The following is a 21,291-nucleotide window of genomic DNA, read 5'->3' on the forward strand; positions in this document are numbered from 1 at the left end:
ACACCTCTTTTTGCCTCAAATATGTTCAACAATCACAGGCGAACTTGCCTCCGTTAACAATGGAGAGTACATCATGAGTGCATGATTCTCTGTAATGACCTCATCTGCGACAAGATCCCCATCTAGCGCAAATGCTCTACGGCCAATGATATTATGCCTGGCATATCCGCCCCAGACTTCTTGAGTAAAGCGGTGGTCCTTCTCATATACCTCATAGTGATATAGCTGACTGCCACTGGAACGCCATTCTCCAACCAATTGTTGATCTGTTACCTTAAGCCTTAATTGATACACTTCATTCGTCGGATTAAAGATCTGAAGATCCAGATAGTTATACGCACAGGTTGCTCCGCTACCGAACGGCTGTGTTCGATTAGCATCTGGAAACACATCATAGCTGTGACGATGTCTTTCTGTAACCTTTAATGAGCTATGTAGTGTCATCCAATAGATGAGATTCGACAACTGACATAATCCACCCCCAAGCCCTGCTTTAAACCCACCATAAAACAGGACCATCCCATCCACATAACCCTTTCTCCGTGTTGGGCGTCCAATAGTTCTCCAATAGGACATCGTCTCTCCAGGACGAATTAAGAGCCCATCTAGCTGCTGTACTGCAATTTGTAGATTCACTATCTTGTTTCGGTGATACCAGACATCCACATCTTTCAATTGACGATAGAGCGGTGTATTATGCGTAAATATTAGATATTTCAACGGAGACTGCTCTGTCTGCTCGGCAAAAGTCTTCCGACTCATCATCCATTCCAAATAACGACGGTACATAAAATATCGCTTACCCGCCCACAGACGAAGTTTCGACCGTTTCACTGGCTTCATGTCTGTCCCCCTTCATTTAAAACGTCTACCCAGGGATATATTACCATATACATCCAATCCGGTAGGTGATTTCGAGAAATAAACCACCTCTTTATTCGAAATTCATATCTTTACCGCACTTCCTTCTGGGCAGCTGCATAGAGATAAAGCAGCCCAATAAATATAGAATGGATTCCAAGGAGGAGAGTGATGCTCGATATTTGGTACGGACACACCAATGAGCGAGCTGCATTTCGTCCACCATACAAGGACACGCCCACCAAAATATGAGCCCTTTGAGGATTCGGAACATCACCAATACTGTTTATCAATTTGTAACGTGAAACAGCATAAAAAAGCCCGGAGTTCTCCGGGCTTAACAGATTCATATTCTTACTGTTCCTTAACATAAGAACAATTAATGCTTCCACCATTTCAACCGAAAAAATGGCTCCTCCTTCACGCGGATTCGATGATCGTCTACCTCGGTACCGGAGAAATGCTTAAACCGTTCGCAACCAAATTCTAAGCGATAGTACTCACTTTCTTGATCAAAATCCGTGTGTGTGTGCATGCGACTAATTACATTTTGCATGTCCGAGAAACCTTCAAACATCACGCTCTCGCCTCCTGGAATAACCGGCAGCTTCTGCCCTGCCGAGGAGTTATCTTCCCTTCTATTTCAGGGTTACGGCAAGATCTTTAGCCACAGGTTTTGAAATACTAAACTCACTTTGATTACGCTTTCATTTTAACACATCCCTTGTGATCTGAGAATGTATCCACAGCTATATTAGCCATTCAAGTCCTCCATATGAGGACAATTTCACAGAACTGAAACAATTAGCATACTGTCAGAAAGAATCTATTAATATAACGCAGAATGTCAGGTAAGCAATACCTACAAAGAATAATACAACCTTATGGAGGTTAGCATGATGAACTCCGGTAACAATCGCTTGACGGGTCGCAGAGATATGGGATTTTATGCACTAAATAAGCTAGCCAGTGCTGGTGCTATTCTGTTACTGCTGACTATCTTATCTTGGTTCTGGCCATCTGGTGCCAGCCGGCCTGAGTCCATCCTCGGCGTCTCAATTCCACTTGAACACTGGGTATACGGTTATGGACTAATTGCCTCTCTTGCTGCCGATGCCATACTTGCCCTTCTCCCCTCATTAAGCCGCATGAAACAAGCTGCCTTTTCCGTTGCAGCAGGAGTTATGTTCTTTGCGTTATTTACTGGAGGTGATACAGATAACATCTGGATACGCGGGGGGGCCGGAGCGCTCCTACTTCTTATGTACTTCTGGGGTAAGCAGATCTTTACTAGTCAGTCGCTGACAACACCTCTATTCGCCCTTGTAATCCCGCTACTCTGCTGGACTATTATATAATTGATCTCTTATAACAAAGAACGCTGCCTACAGACGTTATCAGTCGATTTCGTCTATATAGGCAGCGTTCTTATCATTACCATTAAAAATCAACCATTATCAAGAAGCTTTATTGATTAGTAGGCTACCGTAAACCGAGTCCCTATAAACTGCGGGTCATCTAGCTCGTCAAGCATGGCAACCGCATAATCCTCTACGGAAATACGGCTTGATCCACTCTCATCCGTAACCAACCGATCGATTCCAATGCGAAACTGCCCACTTCTCCGACCAGGTTCAATAATGGCAGCTGGACTCAAATAAGACCATTCAAGGTCACTTTCTTGATAAATACCGTAAGCATCCGCATGTGCCTTCGCCAAAGTCCGTAGTTCTTCTGGGAACTCTGGTGTATCCATCAATGCATCCCCACTGTCTGTAATCAGACTGCCTGCGCCCCCAACAATGAGAAGACGCTTAACACCACCACGGCGTACCCCCTCAATTAAAGCTCGAGCTGCTTCAAGGAGTTCCTCTTCTTCCCCAAATTTCGGCCCGTAAGCGCTGATGACTGCATCATGCCCTTTAACCGCTTCGGCAATCGAGGACGGGTCTACTGCATTTGCACAAACAATGTTCATCTTCTCTTTATACTCACTAAGCTTGTCCGGATTTCGAACAACTGCCGTAACTTGATGCCCCCTCCGTAAAGCTTCTTCTGCAATTCGCTTTCCAATCATTCCTGCTGCTCCAACTACTGCGATATTCATATCATTAGTGCCCCTTTCTCCTGTGATGACTATGCTATCGTATTTCTGGCAATCCCGGTACTAGGGAGTCTAAATACCCTTCTTCCTAATTACTTATCCGTAAAAAACATTCTTCAAACTTTCACAATTCATATTTCTATCCGTAAAACAACCATAGAACTATACAAAACGGCAATAGTCTCTCCGATAGTATATATAGACATGCATAATTGCGAAACTTTTTTTTCACAATCATGACTTACGCCACGCGACTTTTTTCGCTCATGTAAGTCGAATAACAATGAATAATATGTAGTTTAGTCCCTCCTGTCTCGTTTTATCAAAATATGTTGTAAGGAGAGCTTGACCCCCATGAAAAAACAAACCAAACACCGTCTCTGCCTTGTGCTTGCTTGTTGTCTACTGCTATTAGGAGGCTTAAACACACCTTCTAGTAATGCTCAGGCCCAGCCAAAACAGAAAGCAACCTGGTTTTGGGATACCCCTATGATAAAAGACTCTGCTGCGGACATTTTGTCATTTGCAACTGCCAATGGTGTTACTACAATCTACCTACAGATGAATCAAGATGTGCGTCCAGAATACTATAAAAGCTTCATTCGCCAAGCAACAGCCAGACAGATCGAAGTTCATATTCTTGGCGGATCGCCCAAGTGGGCACTTGATTCTGAGCGCAACCGTTTGGTAACCTTTATTGATTGGATTAAAGACTATCAGGCTTCTGCTGCTCCATCGGAGCGATTTAAGGGTATCCATATTGATGTTGAGCCACATGTGCTTGGAGAATGGAACAGTAACCGTTCTGGTCTTATGAAACAATGGCAGGGCAGTATCTCCTTCCTTGTTGCAGGTGCCAAAGAGTTGAATCTTCCAATTACAGCCGATATTCCGTTCTGGCTTCATACACACAACCTACCGGACAATTCCATGAGCATGAGCCGTTGGATCTTGTCCAAGGTAGATGCCGTCGTCATTATGGCTTATCGCGATCAGGCCACTTCTATTCACAACTTAGCTCTGCCAGAAATGACAGAAGCGACTGAGCTCGGTAAGAAAGCCATCATTGCAGTTGAAACGAAAGCTAGCAATGAAGGTGCATTCATTACCTTCTATGAAGAGGGCACAGCATTCATGAATGAACAACTCAAGCTTGTCGATGTACTAGCAGGCAAGACTCCATCCTATAATGGTATAGCCATTCATGATTACAGATCATGGAAAGAGATGTCGGGTCGCACCATTACCCCGTAATTAATTCATACATTAAAAGGCTGCCGGAAACCGGCAGCCTTTATTCTTGTTCGTCCATCCTCCGCATAACTCCAATCATGGTGTGCTGCATCATTTCAAGCAGCCAAAAGAAACAGCAGAACGTAGCCGATGGTCAGTTTGGCACGTTTTAAGGGGCCCTTTTCAATCTGTACCTCTGTATTCATGCGTATCCCTCCACATGTAAAAGTAAGCTTTCCAACCCGCCAAAAATCTGAAACCCTGTATATATTTTCAGTATATTCTGCTCTTTATATTTTGACCCCAGCTAAATTTGTTTACCTCAGGAAAATCTTTGGATTACGGATACGAAATCGAAAGGTGCCAAATTGGATATATCCTTCTTCCCTAATAGACAAGTGAATACGATTCTTTAGAGTGGCTTGTCTTGAAATCCGACCTTTCTTGTGCAATAGTGAAAGTAGAATATAGAAGGAGGGATCGGCTTGTCCCTTGCTGAATGGATAGATACATTTTTCGGCTCGATGGAAGGACTGCTAGCGGTGATGCTTGCAGCAGCCGTATTCCTGGGCTTATACATATACTGTGCTGCACGTCTTCAAGCGGCCCGAATGGAGACGCTTGAACGTATACGCCAGTCATTGACACTCTACACACAGTTAGCTGGGCCTCTTACCGCCGTTGTTGATCGCTCTGAAGATGACAACATATCTGATGAGCATCTTGTGAGCCTCTTGCAAGAATGTAAAGCCGCAGATCGCCTTACCATTGATCTGTTGAAGCAGATTGATACTTATCTTCATGAACGAGACGATTCCCGTTTGCCACACCTAAGTAAGACATTAGAACGAGAGATGAATCTCCTCGTGAAAGAACGCAGTGAGCTTCTTCGACGAATTGAGAACCCGGGCTGGGGAACTGGCCTTTGGATGCTACTAAAACCAGCTGTACCCGGCATATCTTTCTCCGCTGCTATACTCTGGACCTTTCATCTAATCTCTGAACTTCGGAGCCCTGACGCATGGGGAAATCTCCATGTATGGACTCTATGGCTTACTTGTATGATTGCCACAGTATCCTTTTATCGGCTACTGATGGACTCCAAACGCCGTTCCCTCGGTGTTATCTTTTATGGACTCCATCTTCTGATCGCTGCAGCTGCACTCTTCAACCTATTCTGGGCTCAGGCATCCCCTTACGTGCTCGCTGTGCAGGCACTACTTTATCTTACAGGCTTCTGGTTTACCTCCACACGTTCGAGAAAAGAACGTCCTTATGCGGGTAACCCCGAGCTGCTGAAGATGTATACACAGCAATCGGCACGTAGCACCGAAGAACATGCCATCACTGAGAACGGCTCATCGTCCTATCCTGATCCGCTGCCTCCTCGTGACAGTAGTTCAGGTGGTAGAAATCGATCTTAACAAACAAATGATTAGCTTCGCCCTGTGGTCAATTTATGGCCCGCAGGGCGTTTTTTATTATGGGGGTATTCACCAACAAGAGTGGTATTCTAATTCCCATATCGACAAAATTATTAACTCGTGTTAATTTATTTACATGAGTTAAATTTAATTGTAAGCAGCTCGTATAAGGAGACCCTCATGATGATACCCCCAATCCCTTTAAGGGAACTTAAGAAAGCGAAGACCAAGATAGCTCTGTATGAAGCTTCCATGTCCCTGATCGAAGATCGCGTATTCCGTGATGTCATGCTGGAGGACATATGCCGGATGGCAGAGGTTTCACGAGTTACTTTTTTTAATATGTTCCGCAAAAAAGAGGATCTGCTGCTGTACTACATGCGTGTCTGGCTAACAGGCAAAATCATTGACATCAAGGAGCAGAGCCTGCGCGGTTTCGACGCTGTCCGGCATCTACTGGTCAGTGTTGCGGATCAAGCAAGAGAAAAACCCGGAATTATGCCCAGTCTGATCTCATTCTTGGCAGAGATGAAGATGCACCCAGAAATGCCGACGCTAAGTCATGCTGAAATTCAGCTCCTATTCCCCGGTCATGAGCAGATAGGATCGGAATCTCCAAACATGTTCGCCCTATTCGAACAATGTATATTCGAAGCCCAGCAGGATGGGACGCTGAAAGATGGAATTTCCATTCCGGAGGCTATTCAGTTTCTGTTTACTGTATTCTATGGTGCTTTTCTTACCTCCCAATTGTATGCATCAGAGGACATCCTCAGCTTTTATGAGACCCAGCTTAGATTCATTGAAGTTAAATGATAAGGAGGAATAGATTTGGGTAAAGTCGTGCCTGGCCGTTATACAGCAGAGATGGACGAATCATTTGTTGTGTTTATTATTGGAATGCGAGTGAACCGTGTATGGGCTATTCATAAATGGCTTCCTGTCTTTCTTGCTATGGGCCCCATGATTCGTGAACTGTACATGAACCGAGATCTTGGTTTTCTTAACGGAAGTGTGCATTTATCGTGGCGCGGGGCAAGCCTCATTCAATATTGGAGATCCTTTGAGGAATTGGAACACTACGCAAGACATGGAGACAAGCACCTGAAAGCTTGGAGAAACTTCAATCGCAGCATCGGAACGGACGGCTCTGTTGGTATTTATCATGAAACGTATCTCGTGCAGCAAGGACAGCATGAATCGGTCTACAACAATATGCCCATTTACGGACTCGCTAAGGCAGGGCGTCATGTTCCAGCAACCGGAAGAAAAGAAACAGCAAGTCGCAGGCTTGGTCGGGACAATTCCCCAGCAGTACCTACACCATCTAATCCAGCACAGCGTGGATGAATAATAGCTCATTATGTTAAAAGGACTTCCAGAGGATAAGCTCTGGAAGTCCTTTTAACATGTTCTGTACTACTTTATCCCCGAACGAGGTGAGGGCGTTGATTGTCTGGTTGTACGATGACCGGGCTTCTCTAACGGCACGGCGCCAGAGGATGTATTTCCAAATCGCTTGCGCTCCGTCCGTTCCATCTGGACGATTTGTCCCTCATGCACTACGATATGCAGTGAACCGAACTCCATGTCGTCTAGTAGGCTTGCAATGCGTTCCAGCCACTCCTCATCTACTTTTAAAGGTTTCGCCATGGATACCGCCTCCTTTACCGGGGGCTATGCCCTTGATATAAATGCTTATAATTAGACGTTCCATCCGAAAACAGTCGGTCTTTTTAAATAACATTGTTTTCCAACCCAATTAGTATGAATTAAACTTAGCATGGTCTGGAAACAGCTGTCAATGGGCACTTTTTCGTGTAAACCAATTTTTGAGTAGCAATGTAATCAGAGCCAGAAGCAACAAGAGCGAAGCTACGGCAAAAGAGGCTGAGAATTGATACTCATTGTACAGAATCTCAACATGCAGCGGCAGTGTATTCGTCTGTCCCCTGATATGTCCGGATACAACCGAGACAGCACCGAACTCTCCCATCGCTCTTGCGTTACATAAGATCACACCGTACAACAGGCCCCATTTAATATTCGGAAGTGTGACTCTCCAAAATATTTGCCAGCCTCCCGCACCAAGGGTAACTGCCGCTTCTTCCTCTTTCGTCCCCTGTTCTTCCATTAGTGGGATCAATTCTTTCGCAACGAAAGGAAAGGTGATAAATAGAGTCGCTAATACAATACCAGGCAGTGCAAATATAATCTTAATATCATGATCAGCAAGCCAGGGGCCAAGCCATCCTTGCCGGCCAAAGACCAGAACGAAGACCAACCCACCAATCACTGGAGAAACAGCAAAGGGCAGATCGATAAGTGTAATGAGCAGACCTTTTCCCCGAAAGCTGAATTTTGTCATACTCCAAGCTGCAATAACACCGAATAAGGTATTTAGCGGAACGGTAATCGCAGCCACGAGCAGCGTAAGGCGCAGCGCTGAGAGAGCGTCAGGATCGGACAAAGCCGCGATATAAACATCCACCCCTTTCTTCAGTGCTTCAGTAAGTACAACCAAGAGTGGCAACACAATCAGCCATAACATCACTATCCCTGCAACACTGATTAGCGTCCATTTTAACCAAGGTTTTTCTGCTGTCGCTGGAGAAGAAGAAGCTCCACCACGTATTCCTCCCATCCCCTGCGGTATGGTTGCTGTCATCTTAGATTCCTCCTTCGTCTCCTGTTTAACGAGTGGTCTTCCGCGTCCAGTGTTGCAGTAGATTAATCCCCAGTAACATCAGGAAAGAGATAAGTAGCAGTAATAGCGCAACAGCCGTTGCTCCAGCATAATCAAACTGTTCGAGCTTCGACATAATGAGCAGTGGGGCGATCTCAGTCTTCATGGGCATATTGCCGGAGATGAATACAACGGAACCATATTCTCCAATACCACGTGCAAATGCTAGTGCAAATCCAGTTAACAGTGGTGGAACCAGTGCGGGAAAGATTACTATACGGAACGTTCGCCATCGTCCTGCCCCGAGCGTTGCCGCTGCTTCTTCTGCATCCCGCTCTGCATCCTGCAGCACAGGCTGAACCGTCCTTACGACAAACGGAATACCAATGAACATCAGGGCGAGTGTAATGCCAAGTGGTGTGAAGGCCACCTTGATACCAATTGGCTCTAATAAGGACCCGATCCAACCATTCGCTGAATAGATCGCAGTTAGTGCCACTCCTGCAACGGCAGTCGGAAGCGCAAACGGAAGATCAATGAGGGCATCCCAGAGCTGCTTGCCGGGGAACTCATACCTGACGAGCACCCAAGCCAGCAGCAAGCCAAGGAAGGTATCGATCAATGCGGCTAGTGCGGCGGTCCCTAAGCTAACCCTATAGGAAGCGAGCACACGCGGATCAGTCGCAATGTCCCAGAACTTGCTCCAGGTAAGCCCCGTATGGTTAAGAAGTAGCGCCGAGAGAGGGACGAGCACGACTAGACTCATATAGAACACAGTGAATCCCATCCCAATTCCAAAACCGGGTAGCACTTGACGCTGTCCTTTGCTCCGGGTACGTAGTAAAGCCATCATTCCTCATCCTTTCCTGCCTTCAGCCTGCTTGGCTGATCAGCTGCCGGGCACGTAAATCTTATCGAAAATGCCCCCATCGTTAAAATGTTTCGCTTGCGTCTCTTCCCAAGTTCCGAATATATCCTTCAGTGTAAACAGTTCAATCGCAGGGAACTGATCTTTGAATTTATCCTTTACCTTTGCGAGCGTAGGACGATAGTAATTCTCCGCGGCAATCTCCTGCCCTTCTTCACTGTACAAATATTTCAGATAGGCTTCAGCCACCTCACGTGTACCGTGCTTATCAGCAATCTTATCCACCACAGCTACCGGGGGTTCTGCCAGAATGCTTACCGAGGGATTCACAATCTCAAATTTATCTGGACCGAGCTCGTTGATCGACAAGTACGCTTCATTCTCCCAAGCTAGCAGCACATCACCAATCTGACGCTCCACGAAAGTTGTTGTTGCTCCGCGGGCTCCACTATCCAGTACAGGTACATGCGTAAATAACTCTTTCACAAAAGCTTCAGCTTTCGCTTCATCATTGTTATTGGCCTTTAATGCGTATCCCCAAGCGGCAAGATAATTCCAACGAGCGCCTCCGGATGTTTTCGGATTCGGTGTAATTACTTCCACGCCCTCCTTAATTAGATCCGGCCAATCCTTAATACCTTTCGGGTTACCTTTGCGTACCAGAAATACAATGGTCGAAGTGTACGGTGCACTATTGTGCTCGAATTTGCTTTCCCAGCCCTGCTCAATTAACCCCGCTTGACGGATCGCATCAATATCGTATCCAAGCGCTAATGTGACCACATCAGCTTCCAAGCCGTCGATGACCGAGCGACTTTGTTTACCGGACCCGCCATGGGACTGCTGGAATGTAACCTTTTGTCCCTTCTCCTTCTCCCAATATGCTGCAAATGCTTTATTATAGTTCTCGTACAATTCTCGTGTCGGATCATAGGATACATTTAAGAGTTCGATACTTTTAGGTTCCGTGCCGTCTGTCTTCTCGTTATCTTTTGCGGATGCGGGAGTGTCTGTTTTGTCTGTTCCGCAAGCTGCCAAGGCCGCCGTCATCATTACCGCTAAACCGATCAAGACTCCTCGTTTCAATACATTTTTCATATGGAATCACTCCCCTACTCTTCTTTACTAAACATGGAATACAAAAAAAGAACGGAGGAAACCCGGAGAATGAGGTCAAATCGGCCCCTGAGCCGTATCTGCTTCATCTTTCGGGTGTTCCTCCGTTCATACGGTGAGAACAATCTTTATAATTCCTACCTGTTTAGTATGTTATAGGTTATTGTAATGACTTCATAGCAACCTGTCAAACGTTTTTTATAAAATTATCCAACATCCACATGCTCCACATTTCTAAAGGACATATAAGCAATAAACAATCCAATCAATCCGATTGTGATTGGAACCGCGATAAAAGAACTGATGGAGAAATCTCCATTATTGGAACTTATGAGCGAGATGAGAATGATCGCAGATACAATTGTGGTGGAGACTGATTTTTTACGCATCCCGAAATACAAAGGCACCATACTGATTCCGACTGCAGACAATCCTTGAATCAATATATCAAATCCTTGGTGAAGGAGCAGATCCTTCGAAGGAGCGCCTGGTAATATATGAAGCATGGAGTTCAGAACAAGAAAGGCGAAAATGACCAAGATATTTGATATCAGAAGCGTAAAAAGAGTAATCCCCATGATCAGCAAAATTTTAGCCGTAATCAACTTCTTTCGTGGCACCGGATACGTAAACAGAACTGAAATCGTCTTATTATTGTACTCGTTAATAATGAGTTTACCGATCAGAACCGCAGCGAAAATAACAAATATCACTCTTACCAATATGCTCATCGCCGTAAACACTTCATCAAATGAACTAAAAGCCGATTCAAGCTCCTGATCAATATACGGAAGAATCGTCGTAATCACGATGACACAAAGATTTGCGATCAATGCGCCCCTCAAGTACCATCCCATCTTGTGCTTTTTCAGTTCTAACTTCATCAACTTAAGCATATTTTTCCCCTCCACCCGTCTGATCGATAAAATATTCTTCAAGCGACGTACGTTTTTGGTGAATAGACTCAATTGCTATATCATTCAGAATGAGTGCCTTGGATATCTCCGGCTGCGAAATACCAGCTTGGTAAATCCGAATGGTGTGATCCCCGATCACCTTAAAGTTCTTAATCTTCAGATTATTTTCAAGGATAAATACAGCTTTCCGGCAGTCCGGGGTAACAATTTCGATATAATCTGAACTACGATTCTTGAGGTCATTCATCGAAACTTCCTCTTTTAGAATACCATTCTGAATGATGCCGATCGTATCAGCGACCTGTTCAATTTCACTAAGTAGATGGCTGGAGATAAATAAAGTCATGCGATATTCCTGGCTGAGCATTTGAAACAAATCTCTGAAATCCTTAATTCCTGCTGGATCAAGGCCATTAATGGGTTCATCTAGAATGAGCAGTTCGGGTTTTGTCACGATTGCTCTTGCCATACCGAGTCTTTGCTTCATACCAAGCGAGAACTCTCCAACTGCCTTACCATCGACTGAAGTAAGCTTCACCAACTCCAGTGCATCGCTAATTGCTTTGGGATTATATAGCCCCATGTATTCACAGTGCAGCTCTAGATTGTCCTTCGCCGTTAATTTATCATAGAAAATTGGATATTCAATAATGCTGCCAATCCGCTTAAATAATTCAACCGAGGAGGGAGTCAGACGTTCTCCGAACAACTCAATTTCACCACTTGTCGGCTTCACCAGATTAAGCAGCATTTTCATAAAAGTTGTTTTACCCGCGCCGTTCGGTCCAAGAAACCCATAGATTTGCCCTTCAGGAATGTTCATGCTGACATCAGATACAACCTCTTTACCCTTGAACACTTTCGTGACATGCCGAGTGCTAACGATATAACTCATAGCTTACGCTCCTCCTCATTACTTGCTTCTTAACTACATTCTAGCTATAAGCTTTATCATATTTATTGCGCAATTCTTACGAATCTCTTAAGTATGTATCTGTTCAAGCTAGTCTGGACAGTTTTATGGTAAATATGGTCGATTTAAATGGTTTGCTCCGCACAATAATCTCTCCGTCCATCTGTTCCACAAGTCTTTTGGTTATCGTCAGCCCAAGTCCGCTGCCTTGAAACGATTGATTTCTCGAATCCTCAAGCGTGTACATTCGTTCAAAAACAAGCCGCTGATCCCGCTCACTAATCCCCTTGCCCTGATCCCATACATCCACGTATACATCGTTCTCATCACAGCGTAGGGTCATGCCGATCTTATCCCCATCCCCTCCATAGCGAACTGCATTGGAGAGAAGATTGTCAAACACCCGGCCTAGCGCCTCCTCATTGGCTCTGGCATAGATCTGATGATCTGGAATATCAATAGCTGCTATAAGTCCGCTCGACTCCAGCAGATCATAAAACATTAGAATGCTGTGGCGACACACCTCATTCATATCCACTCTCGTCAGCGGGATATTTTGGTCACCCGATTCCAGCTTAGCCAGATCAAAGAAACGGTTGATTAGATCCACAATTTCTACAGCTTTAGCGTGAACCTTTTGAAGTAAATGCTTCTGCTGCTCAGGGTCCATATTCGGATGACTGGCTATCATCTCTATGTAACCAAGGACTACCGTAAGAGGTGTTTTTAAGTCATGTGAAATATTGGCCAGCATTCTGCGCATCGCAAGTTCAGCCCGGGTAAACTCCAACGCATACTGGCGCTTCAGTTCAAGTAGCCGATTGATCGTATTTAGCAGTTCACGCATATCCGAATCCTGTGTTACGAGCAGCACTTGTTCTTCTCGGTTGGAATTCATCACGGTCTCCAGCTTCGCGGTGATATATTCCAGATGAGTTGCTGTATTCTTTCGGGCTATGTACTGGTATACATTCAGAGACCCGAGGATTACGATCATACCCAGGAGCAGTAGTGTGGGGCCCATGTTAGAATTCCCCCAGCCTGTAGCCAATTCCCCACAATGTTTTAATATATTGAGGTGCAGAAGGTTGATCTTCAATCTTCTCTCGCAGCCGGCTCATATGAACATTAATGACATTTTCATCACCGTAATAATCGTCATTCCATACCGAATTGAATATTTGCTGTTTCGTGAATACCTTGTTCGGATGCGTCAAAAAAAGCTGTAAAATCTGCAGTTCCTTCGCAGTCAATTTAATCTCTACGCCCTTCTTGCTCACCGTAAGATTATCCATGTTCATGGATAACTCGTTCACTATAATCACACGAGACTCGGACTGCGGAAATGGATCTACATAGTGTGTAGCACGCCTAATCGCGGCTTTCACCCTTGCTGAAAGTTCGATCATCGAAAACGGCTTTGCGATGTAATCATCTGCTCCGAACCCAAGTCCAATTGCCTTGTCTGCCTCTCCACCCTTTGCGGACAGAATAAGAATAGGGACATGACTCTTCGCTCTGATCTGACGCAGGAAGTCCATACCATTTAACTTCGGAAGCATAAGATCCAGCAGAATCAAATCGTATGTCTGTCTGCTGAACATCTTCAGCGCTTCTTCCCCATCATGTGCATGTATAAGCTTGAAACCCTCACCAGTTAAGTAACTCACAACCATCTCTCCAATGGAAAGATCATCTTCAACAAGCAGTATAGTAGCATTCATACAGCATTTACCTCCTATGTATAATTACAGTTGATTCCACTATGCAAGTGTGCTTACCTCGAAGAAAAATTGAATCGGCGCGGTCCCAAACACCGTGCGGCCTGCGGCGGATTACCAGTTTGTGGCGGTTGTACCATACTTCCTCCATCCTTATAATTCTACCGGAAGGAGATGATTACAATCGCACAACAAAAATGGAAAGTACTTTCGATCCTTATTGTTCTCTTGCTAGTGAACACAACTATGGGCATGTCTCACACAGCTGAGGCTCAGAAAGCCGTCAAATACGGTGATTCCAATAAAGATGTATGGGACCTTCAATATCGTCTACGGACGCTTAAATTGTACAGTGGTACGATCGATGGACATTATGGACCGGGTACGAAATCGGCAGTTATCGCTTATCAGAAGAAAAATGGGATGTATCCCGATGGCAAGACTAGTCTTGCCACATGGAGAGCCCTCAAGAAAGTTTCAATGAGTAAATATGAAGTCGATATGATGTCTAAAGTTATTTACGGTGAAGCCCGTGGAGAAAGTTATCAAGGACAGGTAGCTATTGGCGCGGTCCTTATGAACCGATTCAAATCCAGTCAGTTTCCGAATACGATGAAGGGCGTTATCTATCAGAAGAACGCGTTCACCGTAGTAACGGACGGACAATTTAACCTGAAACCGAGTCAGACCGCTTATAAAGCGGCTCTCGATGCCGTTCGTGGTGTCGATCCGTCCAAGAAAGCTCTCTACTACTTTAATCCGAAAATCACATCCAGTAAATGGATGTTGTCACGCCCCCGTACGGTAAAGATCGGGAATCATATATTTGCTAGGTAATTATTTTGATGAAAAAGTCTTTAAACCACAAAAACCAGGCCGCCCAAGGATGATCAACCCTTGAGCGGCCTGGTTCTTTTCTTTTTTCTTTACAGGCAATTACGCCTTCTCTACTGGACAAATACATACTGGATGCGGAACTTCGATTGTATATCCGGTTGCGTCCAGATGGCCTGTATTCTTATCGATCTTATAACTTGCAATGAGGCCATTATCTTGATTGGAAGTTACCAGATAACCACCCGGAAGTAGATTAAAGTGGCGCGGTGTTTTTCCCCCGGAAGAAACCCAATTCACAGCACGCAGCATTCCTGTATCCGTATCAATCTCATACTGAACAATGCTGTCGTGACCACGGTTGGATGCATACAGGAAACGTCCGCACGGCGTCACCAGAAGATGAGATCCTGTGTTATTATCCATAACCACATCGTCCGGAAGAGTGGAAATATGCTGAAGCATCTTTAAGTCTCCAAATGTTGCATCATAAGCATAGACCGTCACTGTGCTATTCAGCTCATTCACCCCGTACACCCATTGCCCTGACGGATGGAATGCAATCATACGTGGACCAGCCCCCGGTGGCAGAGTGATCTCCCTATGGGTGACAAGCTTACCGTCCTCAAGGCGATACAGAATAACCTCGTCCATCCCCAGATCACTAACGATTACATATTTATGTTGTGGATCTTGGAAGATAGAGTGTGGATGCGCCTCAGACTGACGATCATCAATTAGGCCTCGTCCACTGTGCTGGATAATAGAAGTAATCTCTCCCACGGCACCATCATTTTCAAGCGAAAGCACGGTAATACGTGCATCACTGTATCCCGTCGTGAACAAATGCTTACCATCTCGCGAGCGAGATACGTGGCAGGTTCCTGAAGAATCTGTCGATGTGCGGCTGACCTCAGTTAATTTACTTGTCTCTGGATCTGCACTATACGCAACCACTTCACTAGCCCCTGCCTCACTGACAGCGTACAATACCCCATGAAGCTCATCAAAATCCAAATAGGTCGCATTCTCAATTCCCGCAGTTCCATCCAGAAGTTTCAGCTCACCGTTTTCTGGATTTAAGGCACCCAAATATATTCCTTTGCTATCAGCGGAACCATAGGTTCCTATATAGAAATATTGCATCGTCACAATCGGCCACACTCCTTTATTTTATAAAAAAGATAACAGTGATTGCTTTCATTACTTTGTATTAACCCGCACAGCCTTCCATTGACCCCCTCCTGCGTTTATTTCACAAAAATATCGTTTCTATGACGAACCCTATTATAATCCAATATTTACATGTTTCGAAAGGTATTGCTGGTCTTTGGTTTGTCAGGTATGATTACCGCTGGACTTAATACCTCTATTTTACTCAACATGAAGGAGTTAGCAGTTATGATAAAGAGAAGAATTGGACTACTAGTATTCGCTATGCTGTTCGTATTCACCAGTGCCGTTCAAGCGGCTCCTGCGAAAGCACCAGCCCAAATCCGTGTATTCTTAGACGGTAAAGAAATCAAATTTCAAGCAGCACCCGTTATTAAGAACGGTGTTACTTTCGTTCAGTTCCGCCCTTTGTTCCAGGCCCTTGGGTATACCGTCAACTGGAATAACACAACAAAACAGGTTACCGGTACCTTCGCTGACCAAAAGCTACAAATGAAGCTTGGATCAACCATCGCTTATGTAAACGGACAGAAAATAAAGCTGGCGATTGCCCCTTATACACAGTCCGGAAACACACTTGTACCCCTTCGCTTCGTGGCAGAGTCTACAGGACTCCCTGTTAAATGGGATGCCAAAGCTCGCACCATTAAGATCGATCGCAAGACAATCACGAACCAAATCGGCCTTGAAGTGAAGAAGCTTTATAAAGATCAGGCTGCCGCGGAGACAAAAGGCGATTATAAACAAGCGATGACAGCTATTCATCCGAAATCACCATCATATAAGGATTATGAGAACAACTATAAAGAACAAGCCGCTTACCAACACAAGGTTTCCGCGTCCGTCTATGACGTTATGGTTGCAGGATCATCTGTACACGCTACAGTTGAGAAGAACTACCAGCGCACAGGTGGACCATTCATGTGGGACTTTACCGTATATCTCGATGTGATCCTGAAAAAAGACGCTTCTGGCAAATGGAAAGAATATGACAATGATATGTTTGACCTAGAGTACCACATTTCAGATGGTCTTCTCGAAGCCAAACCGGAAGTACCTGAGACCACAAAAGAGTTACTCATGAATACGATGGATACCCATTATAAAGGGCTGAATGACAAGAATATCGAGCTTTTCTATTCAGCGCTCTTTCCTAACTCTCCTTATTTCGAAGTTATGGAAGCACTTATTGATGCAGGTTTGCTCGATGAAATAGATTTCAAGTTAAATGCAGATTCTTCTCGCATCGTCTACTTCCAAGATAACGATGCCATCATTTCTGTGGAAGAAACCAATCATTTTGATGGTGATAGCTATCATTCATCCAACCTGTACTGGTTACAAAAGAAAAATAATCAATGGCTCATTTACGATGTACTCGATGTTACCGAGTAATCTCTAGCCATCTCTTACACCCCGTCCTTCAAGGCATACCGTGAAGGACGGGGTGTTGTCATTTCAGAAGCAACCCCAGACATATTTTTTCCCATAGACAGATATCATCTTCACGAATTGCATCTTCAGCCGGATATATACATCTCCTCTCGGGTAGACAGGTCCCCACGGATAAGCGATAATAATTCTCATAAGGAACTTCTCATCAATATAATCAGGTGGTGATCAAGATGGAACACACACAGGATCTGTCCACCCGGGATACTATTCTTCATATGCTAAAGACGAAAGGACCACTCAGCACCAAATCGATCGCATCTGCACTTCTCGTCACTGAAATGGCTGTTCGACGCCATCTGGGTAGTCTTGAGAAAGAAGGCGTCATTGAAACCGAGCTGATTCGTCAACCGATGGGTCGACCACTAGCCCTGTACCGTCTTTCACCACATGCAGAATCGCTGTTTCCGAACAAGTATTCCACGCTAACACTGGATCTGCTAGATGAACTAGCAGAAGAAGCCGGCGAAGGTATGGTTGCTCGTCTGTTTGAGCGCAGGCGTGACAAGTTACTGCAACGCTATGAATCGGGAGTTGCAGGCAAACCGTTAGCTGACCGGGTACAAACCCTGACAGATATTCAGAATGACAATGGGTACATGGCGGAGTGTGAACAAACCGAAGAAGGCAAATATGTGATTAAAGAACATAACTGCCCCATCTCCCAAATTGCCAATCGATATAACAAGGCTTGCAGTTGTGAACTGGAGCTATTCTCATCTCTGCTTCAAGCGAAGGTTGAACGAACCGAATGCCTCGCAAGTGGAGGTTGTCGTTGTGTTTATGTAATTACGGAATAAGAAACATGGGTCCCTTGATCAAGTTATGGGTAAGAATTAAATACCTACTAACTTGCACTTTCAAGGAGGCAATCCTGTGATAGACATGAATTCGGTCATCCAAGTCAAATTCCCTTGTCATCAATGCCAAGAGAATATTGAAGTAACGTTTGAAGAAGAGCAACTTAAGAGCATTCGCTGTCCAAGCTGCGATTACGGATACACACTCATGAAACCAACCATCGGAGAGGAAATTTTAATTGATTGGGAAAAGGAAGCCGTCTACCAGAAGGTTCGTGCTGAGAAAACAGAACAAGACAACACGGAATTAATGGCCCTTATCATCAAAGTCGTTGAACTCCTCACCTGGAAAGACGAAGGTCACGGACATATCCGCGCCATTGAAACGCTACGTCAGTGGCTACTTCTGAACGGTGTTCCGAAAGCCATCATCGAGCTACTCGATGCCAAAGGCCCGCAAGGGAGCTCTCCTACGGAATTTCGAAAATAACGTTCGCTTCGGTCAAGATAACAACGAGAAAAAGGAACGGTCCTTATTAAGGATCGTTCCTTTTCGTTATGGTTAGAGAGAATTCTTCCCCTCTTCCATTTCATAGATAACAATATCATCCTGACGGACTTCAATAGCTACAACGGCATCATCTTTCTCAAAAAAATGAACATGACCCATTCGCTTGTCTTCCATCTCCACCCATCCGTCAGCTTCTACTTGCTGAAAATATGCTGTAGGTGTATAAAGCCCCTGTTCGCCTCCAATATTCTTAAGATCATATTGAAGGCCCATTCGAATATTCGGATTACCGGATGCGACAACTCCTGCTTCCTTGGCACCTTCCGGCTTCGGAATTTCGTCTAAGACAGCTGACCTCCAGTACTTAACATCCTGTCCTTGAACGATAATAGGCACCTCAATGTTCTTCTCAATAACACCTGGGTAGCTGCTAAGTGTAAACGTGAGCGGCTGAGGATAATCCTCTGGTTTCAGGTACAGATACTCGGTTGATTTACGCCCTCCGTTCTCCGTTGACGTACTCGTAGATCGGACTCCCTCTGCCGACTCACTAAGCTCATGCTTCTTCCCATCCCCGTCGATAAATGTATCAGAAACATTTACACTACCGAAATATCGTTCACTGGTCTCGTCAAAATCAAGCGTTAAGGTATGCACTCCTTTTTCTTTCGTAAATGAGCCGAACTTTAGATTGTCATCCGGAGCGCTGAGCACAACCCCCTGATTGGTATCCACCACCACTTTCAGCTTGGCAGGATCGACGGCATGAAGACCACTAGCCTTTAAAGTGAGTGAATACGGCGCTTCTAATATGGTACCCTCAAAGAAGTAGGTTTGTTCTCCGTTCTCATCTGGGCCCATGCTCAAGGGGCTCATTAACTTTGTGGACTTCCCGTCCGTCACTGAATCTAAATAGCCTTCCCACAGACCGGATACTTTCATTGTATTCTCGGGGTCAATTCTCGTCTTTAGGACAATACCTGTCGGAGAAAATACAACCTTTTGCAGCTTCATCTTCTGTCCTTCAATCTCAAAGACCTCATCTAAAGGTACCGTCCGAATATAATTCTGATAGGTATCGAGATCCAGCGTTATTCTCACTTTCAGCTTCTCTTCTCCCTCTGCCTCATGCCCATAACGAGCATTCGCAGAAGCTGGGGCTACAGTAAAAATAAGATTCATAAACATCTTTAACTGTTCTTCCTTACTAAATGAGAAATCGACTTGAAGACGATGTATCCCTGGGTCAAATTCATTGCCTCCTTGCGTGCTTGAACTATAAGAAATCGGAAACAATCCATCTGTATCTTCAAGAGTGGTGTTCCTTACAATTACTTTCTTGTCTGAGTGATTCTCTAACGTGTAGAACACCCGTAACTGATGTGATCCAATTAAGACACCATCCACTGTTACCGTGTAATCTCCCTGGCTTACAGACTTTCCAACGGGCTGAATCAGCCCTTGTGTATTAGCGGTGTTCAATATCTTATCTTCTTCAAAGCTATGCCCTTGTAACGACGGATACGGCCCTGCAGCCATTTGTTCGACTTGACCCGTCTGCTGTAGTGATCCGCCCCACATCAGCAGGAAGACTGCGACTAAAGCACCCGCAAGAAGGCTCACCCCCTTGTACCGGATGCGGGATCGCTTGAGCTGTTTCCCTCTACGAATCCCTTCCTGAACTGCGGCTTCTAGTTTCTCATCTGACACATCCGGGTGACACGCCTCAGCATCTTGAAAGTAACTTTTCAGCATTTGTTCTTCTTTTTCATACATGGATTGCTGCACCCCCTGGCTCGATTTTTTGCCTCAGCAGCTTTAATCCCTGATAGAGTCTTGTCTTCACGGTTCCTTCCGGACATTCAAGCACCTTGGCAATTTCCGCTACCGTCATATCCTGATAGTATTTCAGAATTAGTACATGTCGATATTTAGGTTTCATCCGATTCAAGGCTCGCTCTAAGTCTAACTTGCTGTCATTCACCATCTCGCCGGTTTTCGCATGTCTCTGTTGGATCTCCTCATAAGGAATAACACGCTTCTTTCGCTTCTGCTCATCGACACAGCAGTTGATTAATATTCGAATGATCCAGGTAACGAACAACTCCGGATTCCGGAGTCGCCCACATTTACTCCACGCCCGGCACACGGTCTCCTGAACAGCCTCAAGCGCATCATTCTCATTATGCAAATAACTATAAGCTATGCCGTACAACCGTCTCCTCTGCCTTGTAATTAAGGCATGAAATGCGGCTTCATCCCCTCTACAGGCGGCTTGTGCCAGCTCTCGATCTTCCATGTCGAGCTTTCCCCCTTGCTACTACCCCTTATTATTTCGATCTGTAACATTAGACTGACTTCAATAGCATAACGTTTTATTATTTTATAAATCGATATCCACGAAGGGATAAACACAAAAAAACTGTCCCCATGTGGACAGTAGAATTTCCAATATATCATTTACAATTATCGACTTCTCTTTCTCCTAGGACGAAATACATAATGATGAAAGATATAACAAACGCCGCATACAAGCAAGATCAAGGCCGCAAACCATATGACGGGAAGCAGATAAGGTGTATGCTGACTCGCTATGAATAGTAAGTATAAAGAAACGGTATACATAAGCAAGAATATAACAATACGCTTGTACAGATCCATTAGCACAGCCTCACTTT

At 44.8% G+C, this 21,291-nt stretch carries 24 protein-coding genes; 9 read left to right on the forward strand and 15 right to left on the reverse strand.

Annotated features, from left to right (window positions below; translation table 11 throughout):
* Positions 1-15: 15 nt before the first annotated feature.
* From AC3WJJ_RS16525 to AC3WJJ_RS16535, 3 genes are all read right to left on the reverse strand, one after another.
* Positions 16-843, reverse strand: coding sequence for a VanW family protein (locus tag AC3WJJ_RS16525; RefSeq protein ID WP_492542368.1), 828 nt, complete (start codon positions 841-843; stop codon positions 16-18).
* A gap of 110 nt (positions 844-953) precedes the next feature.
* A complete protein-coding gene (locus tag AC3WJJ_RS16530) occupies positions 954-1,232 on the reverse strand; it encodes a hypothetical protein (protein WP_492542369.1) in 279 nt (92 codons plus the stop codon).
* A gap of 8 nt (positions 1,233-1,240) precedes the next feature.
* Positions 1,241-1,441 (reverse strand): hypothetical protein, encoded by a 201-nt coding sequence (locus AC3WJJ_RS16535; RefSeq protein ID WP_492542371.1) that lies wholly within the window; start codon positions 1,439-1,441, stop codon positions 1,241-1,243.
* A gap of 319 nt (positions 1,442-1,760) precedes the next feature.
* Between AC3WJJ_RS16535 and AC3WJJ_RS16540 the strand changes: the two genes are divergently transcribed.
* Positions 1,761-2,219, forward strand: a complete 459-nt coding sequence (locus AC3WJJ_RS16540) for a hypothetical protein (protein WP_492542373.1) — start codon at positions 1,761-1,763, stop codon at positions 2,217-2,219.
* Between the two features lie 116 nt (positions 2,220-2,335).
* Here the strand turns inward: AC3WJJ_RS16540 and AC3WJJ_RS16545 are convergent, their stop codons facing one another.
* Positions 2,336-2,968, reverse strand: a complete 633-nt coding sequence (locus AC3WJJ_RS16545; protein WP_492542374.1) for an NAD(P)-dependent oxidoreductase — start codon at positions 2,966-2,968, stop codon at positions 2,336-2,338.
* A gap of 351 nt (positions 2,969-3,319) precedes the next feature.
* Between AC3WJJ_RS16545 and AC3WJJ_RS16550 the strand changes: the two genes are divergently transcribed.
* From AC3WJJ_RS16550 to AC3WJJ_RS16565, 4 genes are all read left to right on the forward strand, one after another.
* A complete protein-coding gene (locus AC3WJJ_RS16550; RefSeq protein ID WP_492542376.1) occupies positions 3,320-4,219 on the forward strand; it encodes a hypothetical protein in 900 nt (299 codons plus the stop codon).
* A gap of 464 nt (positions 4,220-4,683) precedes the next feature.
* On the forward strand, positions 4,684-5,622 hold the full coding sequence (locus AC3WJJ_RS16555; RefSeq protein ID WP_492542378.1) for a hypothetical protein: 939 nt from the start codon (positions 4,684-4,686) through the stop codon (positions 5,620-5,622).
* Between the two features lie 183 nt (positions 5,623-5,805).
* The gene (locus AC3WJJ_RS16560) at positions 5,806-6,438 is read left to right on the forward strand and encodes a TetR/AcrR family transcriptional regulator (protein WP_492542380.1); all 633 of its coding nucleotides are present in this window, start codon (positions 5,806-5,808) and stop codon (positions 6,436-6,438) included.
* 15 nt (positions 6,439-6,453) lie between these two features.
* A complete protein-coding gene (locus AC3WJJ_RS16565) occupies positions 6,454-6,972 on the forward strand; it encodes a DUF4188 domain-containing protein (protein WP_492542382.1) in 519 nt (172 codons plus the stop codon).
* Positions 6,973-7,041: 69 nt separating this feature from the next.
* On the opposite strand, the gene AC3WJJ_RS16570 is transcribed toward AC3WJJ_RS16565, so the two are convergent.
* The 8 genes from AC3WJJ_RS16570 to AC3WJJ_RS16605 all read right to left on the reverse strand — a co-directional run bounded on the left by AC3WJJ_RS16570 (position 7,042) and on the right by AC3WJJ_RS16605 (position 13,846).
* Positions 7,042-7,275: a YezD family protein gene (locus AC3WJJ_RS16570; RefSeq protein WP_422659578.1), complete on the reverse strand. Its 234-nt coding sequence runs from the start codon at positions 7,273-7,275 to the stop codon at positions 7,042-7,044.
* Positions 7,276-7,423: 148 nt separating this feature from the next.
* A complete protein-coding gene (cysW, locus tag AC3WJJ_RS16575; RefSeq protein WP_492543057.1) occupies positions 7,424-8,266 on the reverse strand; it encodes a sulfate ABC transporter permease subunit CysW in 843 nt (280 codons plus the stop codon).
* Between the two features lie 49 nt (positions 8,267-8,315).
* Positions 8,316-9,158 (reverse strand): sulfate ABC transporter permease subunit CysT, encoded by an 843-nt coding sequence (gene cysT / locus AC3WJJ_RS16580; RefSeq protein WP_492542384.1) that lies wholly within the window; start codon positions 9,156-9,158, stop codon positions 8,316-8,318.
* Between the two features lie 39 nt (positions 9,159-9,197).
* On the reverse strand, positions 9,198-10,274 hold the full coding sequence (locus tag AC3WJJ_RS16585; protein ID WP_492542386.1) for a sulfate ABC transporter substrate-binding protein: 1,077 nt from the start codon (positions 10,272-10,274) through the stop codon (positions 9,198-9,200).
* A 224-nt stretch (positions 10,275-10,498) separates the two neighbouring features.
* A complete protein-coding gene (locus AC3WJJ_RS16590; RefSeq protein WP_492542388.1) occupies positions 10,499-11,188 on the reverse strand; it encodes an ABC transporter permease in 690 nt (229 codons plus the stop codon).
* Positions 11,181-12,104, reverse strand: coding sequence for an ABC transporter ATP-binding protein (locus AC3WJJ_RS16595; RefSeq protein ID WP_492542390.1), 924 nt, complete (start codon positions 12,102-12,104; stop codon positions 11,181-11,183). Before AC3WJJ_RS16595 ends, AC3WJJ_RS16590 begins: the two co-directional genes overlap by 8 nt.
* Positions 12,105-12,207: 103 nt before the next feature.
* Positions 12,208-13,146: a sensor histidine kinase gene (locus AC3WJJ_RS16600; RefSeq protein WP_492542392.1), complete on the reverse strand. Its 939-nt coding sequence runs from the start codon at positions 13,144-13,146 to the stop codon at positions 12,208-12,210.
* Between the two features lies 1 nt (position 13,147).
* Entirely contained in the window at positions 13,148-13,846 is a 699-nt protein-coding gene (locus AC3WJJ_RS16605; protein WP_492542394.1) for a response regulator transcription factor, read from the reverse strand.
* Between the two features lie 171 nt (positions 13,847-14,017).
* On the opposite strand from AC3WJJ_RS16605, the gene AC3WJJ_RS16610 reads away from it, so the two are divergent.
* Positions 14,018-14,680, forward strand: a complete 663-nt coding sequence (locus AC3WJJ_RS16610) for a cell wall hydrolase (RefSeq protein WP_492542396.1) — start codon at positions 14,018-14,020, stop codon at positions 14,678-14,680.
* Between the two features lie 99 nt (positions 14,681-14,779).
* On the opposite strand, the gene AC3WJJ_RS16615 is transcribed toward AC3WJJ_RS16610, so the two are convergent.
* Positions 14,780-15,823, reverse strand: coding sequence for a lactonase family protein (locus AC3WJJ_RS16615; protein ID WP_492543059.1), 1,044 nt, complete (start codon positions 15,821-15,823; stop codon positions 14,780-14,782).
* Positions 15,824-16,078: 255 nt separating this feature from the next.
* On the opposite strand from AC3WJJ_RS16615, the gene AC3WJJ_RS16620 reads away from it, so the two are divergent.
* From AC3WJJ_RS16620 to AC3WJJ_RS16630, 3 genes are all read left to right on the forward strand, one after another.
* Complete coding sequence (locus AC3WJJ_RS16620; RefSeq protein WP_492542398.1) at positions 16,079-17,245, forward strand: copper amine oxidase N-terminal domain-containing protein; 1,167 nt, start codon at positions 16,079-16,081, stop codon at positions 17,243-17,245.
* Positions 17,246-17,475: 230 nt separating this feature from the next.
* Positions 17,476-18,102 (forward strand): helix-turn-helix transcriptional regulator, encoded by a 627-nt coding sequence (locus tag AC3WJJ_RS16625; protein WP_492542400.1) that lies wholly within the window; start codon positions 17,476-17,478, stop codon positions 18,100-18,102.
* 85 nt (positions 18,103-18,187) lie between these two features.
* Positions 18,188-18,592 (forward strand): hypothetical protein, encoded by a 405-nt coding sequence (locus AC3WJJ_RS16630; RefSeq protein ID WP_492543061.1) that lies wholly within the window; start codon positions 18,188-18,190, stop codon positions 18,590-18,592.
* A 72-nt stretch (positions 18,593-18,664) separates the two neighbouring features.
* On the opposite strand, the gene AC3WJJ_RS16635 is transcribed toward AC3WJJ_RS16630, so the two are convergent.
* Positions 18,665-20,389 (reverse strand): DUF4179 domain-containing protein, encoded by a 1,725-nt coding sequence (locus AC3WJJ_RS16635; protein ID WP_492542402.1) that lies wholly within the window; start codon positions 20,387-20,389, stop codon positions 18,665-18,667.
* On the reverse strand, positions 20,382-20,912 hold the full coding sequence (locus tag AC3WJJ_RS16640; RefSeq protein ID WP_492542404.1) for a sigma-70 family RNA polymerase sigma factor: 531 nt from the start codon (positions 20,910-20,912) through the stop codon (positions 20,382-20,384). Before AC3WJJ_RS16640 ends, AC3WJJ_RS16635 begins: the two co-directional genes overlap by 8 nt.
* Between the last annotated feature and the right edge of the window lie 379 nt (positions 20,913-21,291).

Source organism: Paenibacillus sp. FW507-14B1B, assembly GCF_058781425.1.

Excerpts from the sequence above, each read along its gene's own strand:
- AC3WJJ_RS16550 (WP_492542376.1), top strand. The coding sequence starts at position 3,320 with ATGAAAAAACAAACCAAACACCGTCTCTGCCTTGTGCTTGCTTGTTGT.
- AC3WJJ_RS16570 (WP_422659578.1), bottom strand. The coding sequence starts at position 7,275 with ATGGCGAAACCTTTAAAAGTAGATGAGGAGTGGCTGGAACGCATTGCA.
- AC3WJJ_RS16625 (WP_492542400.1), top strand. The coding sequence starts at position 17,476 with ATGGAACACACACAGGATCTGTCCACCCGGGATACTATTCTTCATATG.
- AC3WJJ_RS16630 (WP_492543061.1), top strand. The coding sequence starts at position 18,188 with ATGAATTCGGTCATCCAAGTCAAATTCCCTTGTCATCAATGCCAAGAG.
- AC3WJJ_RS16560 (WP_492542380.1), top strand. The coding sequence starts at position 5,806 with ATGATACCCCCAATCCCTTTAAGGGAACTTAAGAAAGCGAAGACCAAG.
- AC3WJJ_RS16605 (WP_492542394.1), bottom strand. The coding sequence starts at position 13,846 with ATGAATGCTACTATACTGCTTGTTGAAGATGATCTTTCCATTGGAGAG.
- AC3WJJ_RS16635 (WP_492542402.1), bottom strand. The coding sequence starts at position 20,389 with ATGTATGAAAAAGAAGAACAAATGCTGAAAAGTTACTTTCAAGATGCT.
- AC3WJJ_RS16545 (WP_492542374.1), bottom strand. The coding sequence starts at position 2,968 with ATGAATATCGCAGTAGTTGGAGCAGCAGGAATGATTGGAAAGCGAATT.
- AC3WJJ_RS16590 (WP_492542388.1), bottom strand. The coding sequence starts at position 11,188 with ATGCTTAAGTTGATGAAGTTAGAACTGAAAAAGCACAAGATGGGATGG.
- AC3WJJ_RS16610 (WP_492542396.1), top strand. The coding sequence starts at position 14,018 with ATGATTACAATCGCACAACAAAAATGGAAAGTACTTTCGATCCTTATT.
- AC3WJJ_RS16595 (WP_492542390.1), bottom strand. The coding sequence starts at position 12,104 with ATGAGTTATATCGTTAGCACTCGGCATGTCACGAAAGTGTTCAAGGGT.
- cysT (WP_492542384.1), bottom strand. The coding sequence starts at position 9,158 with ATGGCTTTACTACGTACCCGGAGCAAAGGACAGCGTCAAGTGCTACCC.
- AC3WJJ_RS16540 (WP_492542373.1), top strand. The coding sequence starts at position 1,761 with ATGAACTCCGGTAACAATCGCTTGACGGGTCGCAGAGATATGGGATTT.
- AC3WJJ_RS16615 (WP_492543059.1), bottom strand. The coding sequence starts at position 15,823 with ATGCAATATTTCTATATAGGAACCTATGGTTCCGCTGATAGCAAAGGA.
- cysW (WP_492543057.1), bottom strand. The coding sequence starts at position 8,266 with ATGGGAGGAATACGTGGTGGAGCTTCTTCTTCTCCAGCGACAGCAGAA.
- AC3WJJ_RS16530 (WP_492542369.1), bottom strand. The coding sequence starts at position 1,232 with ATGTTAAGGAACAGTAAGAATATGAATCTGTTAAGCCCGGAGAACTCC.
- AC3WJJ_RS16525 (WP_492542368.1), bottom strand. The coding sequence starts at position 843 with ATGAAGCCAGTGAAACGGTCGAAACTTCGTCTGTGGGCGGGTAAGCGA.
- AC3WJJ_RS16585 (WP_492542386.1), bottom strand. The coding sequence starts at position 10,274 with ATGAAAAATGTATTGAAACGAGGAGTCTTGATCGGTTTAGCGGTAATG.
- AC3WJJ_RS16640 (WP_492542404.1), bottom strand. The coding sequence starts at position 20,912 with ATGGAAGATCGAGAGCTGGCACAAGCCGCCTGTAGAGGGGATGAAGCC.
- AC3WJJ_RS16620 (WP_492542398.1), top strand. The coding sequence starts at position 16,079 with ATGATAAAGAGAAGAATTGGACTACTAGTATTCGCTATGCTGTTCGTA.
- AC3WJJ_RS16600 (WP_492542392.1), bottom strand. The coding sequence starts at position 13,146 with ATGGGCCCCACACTACTGCTCCTGGGTATGATCGTAATCCTCGGGTCT.